This window comes from Sulfitobacter sp. HI0040, assembly GCF_001634885.1.
Classification (GTDB): domain Bacteria; phylum Pseudomonadota; class Alphaproteobacteria; order Rhodobacterales; family Rhodobacteraceae; genus Sulfitobacter.
The window spans coordinates 1-5,936 of record NZ_LWEX01000099.1; the positions used below are offsets into that span (position 1 = coordinate 1).

Below are 5,936 nucleotides of genomic sequence, written 5' to 3' on the forward strand. Positions count from 1 at the left end.
GATGCGGGGTTTGGGGCGGGGTCATGGCCTGCGCCTACCCCCGAAACTGCCCGCCTACAATGCGGGAACCCGCCCAATTTTTCCGTTGCCGCTAACGGCGGGGAACCGGGCCCGCGGGACGCGGTTGGATCCGGGCGGACCATTTGCCGCAGCTCAGTGAACGTAATCAGTAAAGGAAATATCATGGCCAAGCAGAAAACGCTCGATGACCTCTTCCTCGATACGTTGAAGGACATCTACTATGCCGAAAAGAAGATCCTGAAAGCGCTGCCCAAGATGAAGCGCGCCGCCAGCAACGAAAAGCTGGCGCAGGCCTTCGAAAAGCACCATGGCGAAACCGAAGAACAGATCGAACGCCTTCAGCAGGTGTTCGAGATCCTCGGGAAATCCGCCCGGGGAAAGACCTGCGAAGCGATCGAAGGGATCATCTCCGAAGGGGAGGAGATCATGGAGGAGTTCAAGGGCACGCCCGCCCTCGACGCCGGCCTGATCTCGGCAGCACAAGCGGTCGAGCATTACGAGATCGCCCGCTACGGCACGCTGTGCCGCTGGGCCAAGGAACTCGGCATGAAGGACGCCGAAAAGCTGCTGAAACAGACGCTGGATCAGGAAAGCAAGACCGACGCGGATCTGACCAAGCTGGCGGAGAAGACGGTGAACGACGCTGCCAAGGCATCAGAACCCGCCTGACGCCAAGGGCCGGGCCGGTCATCCGGCCCGGTTCCTGAGTTTGTTACATGTGGATGACGCGACCGTAGGCATCCAGCACGGATTCATGCATCATCTCGCTGAGCGTGGGATGCGGGAAGACGGTGTTCATCAGGTCTTCCTCGGTCGTTTCGAGCTGTCGACCGACGACGTACCCCTGGATGAGTTCCGTCACCTCGGCCCCGACCATATGGGCGCCCAGCAACTCGCCGGTCTTGGCGTCGAAAACGGTCTTGATCATGCCGCCCTCTTCCCCCAGCGCGATGGCCTTGCCGTTGCCGATAAAGGGGAAGTTGCCGATCTTGACCTCGTAGCCCAGCTCCTTGGCCTTCGCCTCCGAATAACCGACGGAGGCGACCTGCGGGTGGCAATAGGTGCAGCCCGCGATGCTTTCGGGTTTGACCGGATGCGGATGCTTGCCCGCGATCAGCTCGGCCACCATGACGCCTTCGTGGCTGGCCTTGTGCGCCAGCCAGGGCGCGCCGGCGATATCGCCGATGGCATAGAGCCCATCGACCCCGGTGCGGCAATATTCATCCGTCACCACATGGGTGCGGTCGATCTTGACGCCCAGATCCTCCAGCCCCAGCCCTTCGACGTTGCCGACGATGCCGACGGCGGAAATGACGGTGTCGAACTCATGGGTTTCGACCTTGCGGCCCGCCTCGATATGCGCGGTGACCTTGCCCTTGGCGCGGTCCAGCTTCTTGACCATCGCCTTTTGCATGATCTTCATGCCCTGCTTCTCGAACGCCTTCTTGGCGAAGGCGCTGATGTCGGCGTCCTCCACCGGCAGGACGCGGTCCATCACCTCGACCACGGTCGTATCCGCCCCCAGCGTGTTGTAGAAACTCGCGAATTCGATGCCGATGGCGCCCGATCCGATGACCAGCAGCTTTTTCGGCATATGCGGCGGCTGCAGCGCGTGTTTATACGTCCAGACCTGTTTGCCGTCCGCCTCCAGCCCCGGCAGTTCGCGCGCGCGCGCCCCGGTGGCGAGGATGATGTTCTTGGCGCTCAACTCCTCGGTGCCCTTGTCGGTCTTGACCGACAGCGTGCCTTTGCCCTTCAGGCTGGCTTCGCCCATCACCACGGTGACCTTGTTCTTCTTCAGCAGATGGCCGACGCCGCCGGTCAACTGCTTGGCCACCTTGCGGGACCGTGCGACCACCGCGTCGAGATCATAGTCGACCCCCTCCGCCTTCAGGCCGAATTCCTTGGCCCGGTGCATGAGGTGAAAGACCTCTGACGAGCGCAGCAGCGCCTTGGTGGGGATGCACCCCCAGTTGAGGCAGATACCGCCAAGATGCTCACGCTCCACCACCGCGACCGACAGGCCAAGCTGCGCGGCCCGGATTGCGGCGACATAGCCGCCCGGCCCTGCGCCGATCACGATCACATCATAGGATTTTGCAGCCATTCCGGGACCTCGCGGTTGGTGGGGAAACTAGTTTACCGTTAAACCATCTCCCCGACCGCGACAACCACAGTTGCGCAAGACAGAAGCCTTCAGGCCGCGTGCGCCCCCTGCAACCGGCGCAGGGTGCTGCCGTATCCGCCCTCTTCCACGTAGCTGCGTTCATGGGCGGTGAAATTGCGCGCCAGCGCCTCGTTGCGATAGGGGAAGCGGCCGAACTGGCGGATCACCTCGCGGTGTGCGCGCGCGTGCAGCAGGTTGGACGCACCGGTCTGGGCCATCCTTTCGCACATCAGCCGCACGCAGCGGTCCTGATCACAGAGGTTTTCGGAATGCATCAGGGGCAGGTAGAAGAACTGGCGCGCCGGTTCATCGATGCGCATGTCCCAGCCCTTGTCGATGGCGGCCTTGGCGGCGGCCAGCGCGGCAGCGTCGGTGGCAAAGGCCGCGGCTTCGCCCCGGAACATGTTGCGCGGGAACTGGTCGGTCAGGATGATATAGGCCAGCGCGCCTGACGGATAGGTCAACCAGAGCGCGTATTTACCTTCACGCGCCGCTTGCCACGCGGCGGCGAAACGCTCGCGGATACGGGCGTCGAGGGCGGGGTCGACCTCGTACCAGCCGTCGGGGCCAACCTCGTCCAGCCAGAACTCAAGCACTTCCTCGGGGCTCACCATGCTGCGCACTCCTTTTACGCTTTGCGGTCAGTTAATTACAGTTAATGCCTCTGGCCCGCAGAAACCCAGTCACGAATTGTATCAGCCTGCGCGAATACCGTGATCCGGGCCCTCTTCGGCATCCTGCCCGCTCTCGATCGCATATTCCCGCGCGATTTCAACGGCGACGGGAGTAGCCGACGCATAGATCGGCACGTAGTTGCCGGTTTCGGAGACGGGCACCGCCGGGCGCTGTGTCGCGCGGTAGGCGGCATAGGCGGCGAGCGCGGCAAAGAGCAGCGCGGTAAAGAGGTAAAAGCCCCCCGGTCCCAGCGCCGTGCTCATCATCCAGCCGGTGATGATCGGGCCGGTGATCGCCCCCAACCCGTTGATAAATATGAGTCCGCCGGATGCAGCAGCCATGTCCTCGTGTTCGAGAAAGTCGTTGGTATGGGCAATGAGCAGCGAATAGAGCGGATTCGACATCCCCCCCACCACGAAGGCCGAAACGAGCAGTACCGGAAAGACGTGACCCATCAGCATCCCCAGCACCGAACCGCCCCCGCCGACGACCGAAACGATCACGATCAGCGTGCGCCGGTCCATCCGGTCGGAGACCCAGCCGATGGGGTATTGCAAAATAACCGCACCCACGAAAAACATCGCGACGAAGGTGGAGATCTGGGCAACGGTCAGCCCCGCTTCGGCGCCGTAGACCGACGCCATGCCGAACTGGGCCGAGAATACGCCGCCCAGAAGGAACATGCCCACACACCCCAGGGGCGAGAATCCGATGAGCGCCCGCAGGCTCATGGGCTTTGTCGTCTCGAAGGCGGGCGTGGGGCTGATCGACAGCAGGATCGGCGTCACCGCCACAGACACCAGCACCGAGGGGATGACGAAAAGCACGAAGCCCGAGGGATCCGCCGTCAGCAGCAGCGCCTGCGCCAGAACGATGCCCAGCGTCTGGACGATCATGTAAAGCGACAGCGCCTTGCCCCGGTTGTCGTTGGTGGCGGCGTTGTTCAGCCAGCTTTCCGCGGTGACGTAGACGGCGGAAAAGCAGAACCCGATCAGCACCCGGCCCAGCGACCAGACAATGGTGTTGGGAAAGGTCGGATAGATGATCATCACCGCAGAGATGAGCGAGGCGAGCGCCGCAAAGACCCGCACGTGGCCCACCCGCCGGATCATGCCGGGCGCCATGCGCGACCCGCCGAGGAAGCCCACGAAATAGGCCGACATGACGATCGACATGTGAAAGGTCGAGAAGCCCTCGATGTTGCCGCGGATACCGAGCAGCGTGCCCTGCATCCCGTTGCCGACCATCAGCAGACACATGCCAAGAAGCAGCGCCCAGGCGCTGGAGAGAACAGATACCATGAGCCGAATCCTTTATGGCCGTGTCAGCGCTGCGTTAGTCCTGATGCGGGGGGCGGTGCAAGTCACCTCCTCCCGCGACACCATTTGGCCCGTTCGCGCCGGAGCCGGGCAGCAGCAGGGACGCATCCCCGTATGAAAAGAAGCGATATTCCGCTTCGATGGCATGGGCATAAATCTGCCGGATCCGCTCCGACCCCATGAGCGCGGAGACCAGCATCATCAAGGTGGAACGCGGCAGGTGGAAGTTTGTCATCAGCCCGTCCGTCACGTTGAAGCGGAAACCGGGGGTGATGAAGATGTCGGTGTCGCCTTCCCACGCCGCGATCTCGCCCCCCCGGGCGGCGGTCTCGATCAGGCGGAGCGCGGTGGTGCCCACGGGGATCACCCGCCCGCCGCGGGCGCGCTGTGCTGCGATCTTCGCCGCGGCCTCGGCATCGACGCGGCCCCATTCGGCGTGCATGCAATGTTCGCTGATGTCATCCACCTTGACCGGCAGGAAAGTGCCTGCGCCCACGTGCAGTGTCACATGCACGAACTCCACGCCGTGATCGCGCAGAGCCTCCAGCAAGGCCTCGTCGAAATGGAGCGATGCGGTGGGTGCGGCGACAGCGCCCGCGTTGCGGGCAAAGACCGTCTGGTAGTCGGTCAGGTCCTGCGCATCGGCGGGGCGTTTGGCGGCGATATAGGGCGGCAGCGGCATCGCGCCCGCGCGATTGAGCGCCGCGTCGAAATCCGTGCCGCTGCAGTTGAAGCGCAGATGGCCCTGTCCCTCTTCCACATTTTCCAGCGTGGCTTCGAAGCCGTCGCCAAAGCGCACGACCTCGCCCGGCTTCAGCTTGCGCAGGGGTTTGATCAGCGCGGCCCAGGTGCCATCGGCGCGCGGCTCCAGCAGCGTGACCTCGATCTTGGCATCGACCGGCCCCTGCGCGCTGTCGCGCCGCCGGGTGCCGCCGAGGCGGGCGGGAATCACCCGCGTGTCGTTCAGCACCAGCAGGTCGCCCGGCACCAGCCAGTCCGTCAGGGCCAAAACGCGCGCGTCATGCAGCCCGTCCGCGTCCGCCACCAGCAGCCGCGCGGAGGTGCGCGGCACGGCGGGGCGCGTGGCGATCAGCCGCTCGGGCAGGTCGAAATCGAAATCGCTCAGTTTCATGGCCGCCGATTAGCGACCCACGTTCGCCCCGGCAACCGGTTTGTCTGCCGCCTGTCCGGTTCCCGCCGGTGCCCGCACGGCGGGGGCCTCTTCCCCGGCCACGGGGGGCAGCTCCGGCGGGTCGCTGCGGAAGAGATCGCGGAACATGCCCGGCGTCAGCGCCGAGAGCGGATTGACCGAAACCTCCGGCGCTTTGACCGTACCGCCCAAGGCATAGGAGAAGCCGAACAGCCCCTCGCCCTTGCGGGTGAACAGACTGCCGATGCTGTTGAGCATATAGACAGGAGAGACCACGCCCTGCAGCGCCAGCCGCCCACTGTCCAGCGCATAGACGCCATCCATGGAAATGCCCATGGAGGCGCCCGTGGCGCTGGCTTCGGTCAGCGTCAGCCGGTCCGGCGTGAGGCGAAAGGCGGCCTCGACCGCGTCGAAATAGATCCCGTCGCCGTTCAGTTCGTTGATCAGCCCCACCACCGACACCGCGTTCAGCAGGGCCGCGATGGCGGGCGCGTCGCGGATGCGCAGATCGCCAACCTGCAGCTGACCGTCGAAGGCCCCGCCCGATCCCACGGGCACCAGCACGAGGTTGAGATCCCCGCCCACCACCTGCCGCGCCACCGAG

At 64.4% G+C, this 5,936-nt stretch carries 5 protein-coding genes and 1 pseudogene; 1 reads left to right on the top strand and 5 read right to left on the bottom strand.

Annotation, left to right across the window (positions count from 1 at the left end):
• Nucleotides 1–183: 183 nt before the first annotated feature.
• Nucleotides 184–690: a YciE/YciF ferroxidase family protein gene (locus tag A3728_RS07595; RefSeq protein WP_067921728.1), complete on the top strand. Its 507-nt coding sequence runs from the start codon at nt 184–186 to the stop codon at nt 688–690.
• A gap of 43 nt (nt 691–733) precedes the next feature.
• On the opposite strand, the gene lpdA is transcribed toward A3728_RS07595, so the two are convergent.
• The 5 genes and pseudogenes from lpdA to A3728_RS07620 form a co-directional block, all read right to left on the bottom strand.
• A complete protein-coding gene (lpdA, locus tag A3728_RS07600) occupies nt 734–2,128 on the bottom strand; it encodes a dihydrolipoyl dehydrogenase (protein WP_067921731.1) in 1,395 nt (464 codons plus the stop codon).
• Nucleotides 2,129–2,217: 89 nt separating this feature from the next.
• Entirely contained in the window at nt 2,218–2,802 is a 585-nt protein-coding gene (locus A3728_RS07605; protein WP_067921734.1) for a DUF924 family protein, read from the bottom strand.
• 81 nt (nt 2,803–2,883) lie between these two features.
• Nucleotides 2,884–4,164, bottom strand: coding sequence for an MFS transporter (locus A3728_RS07610; RefSeq protein ID WP_067921736.1), 1,281 nt, complete (start codon nt 4,162–4,164; stop codon nt 2,884–2,886).
• Nucleotides 4,165–4,198: 34 nt separating this feature from the next.
• The gene (gene queA / locus A3728_RS07615; RefSeq protein WP_082857966.1) at nt 4,199–5,314 is read right to left on the bottom strand and encodes a tRNA preQ1(34) S-adenosylmethionine ribosyltransferase-isomerase QueA; all 1,116 of its coding nucleotides are present in this window, start codon (nt 5,312–5,314) and stop codon (nt 4,199–4,201) included.
• 9 nt (nt 5,315–5,323) lie between these two features.
• Nucleotides 5,324–5,936 (bottom strand): annotated as a pseudogene (locus tag A3728_RS07620) (AsmA-like C-terminal region-containing protein); the annotation flags it as partial.

Bases quoted from the DNA above. Each gene is read 5' to 3' on its own strand.
- A3728_RS07595 (WP_067921728.1), top strand. From the start codon at position 184: ATGGCCAAGCAGAAAACGCTCGATGACCTCTTCCTCGATACGTTGAAG.
- lpdA (WP_067921731.1), bottom strand. From the start codon at position 2,128: ATGGCTGCAAAATCCTATGATGTGATCGTGATCGGCGCAGGGCCGGGC.
- A3728_RS07605 (WP_067921734.1), bottom strand. From the start codon at position 2,802: ATGGTGAGCCCCGAGGAAGTGCTTGAGTTCTGGCTGGACGAGGTTGGC.
- A3728_RS07610 (WP_067921736.1), bottom strand. From the start codon at position 4,164: ATGGTATCTGTTCTCTCCAGCGCCTGGGCGCTGCTTCTTGGCATGTGT.
- queA (WP_082857966.1), bottom strand. From the start codon at position 5,314: ATGAAACTGAGCGATTTCGATTTCGACCTGCCCGAGCGGCTGATCGCC.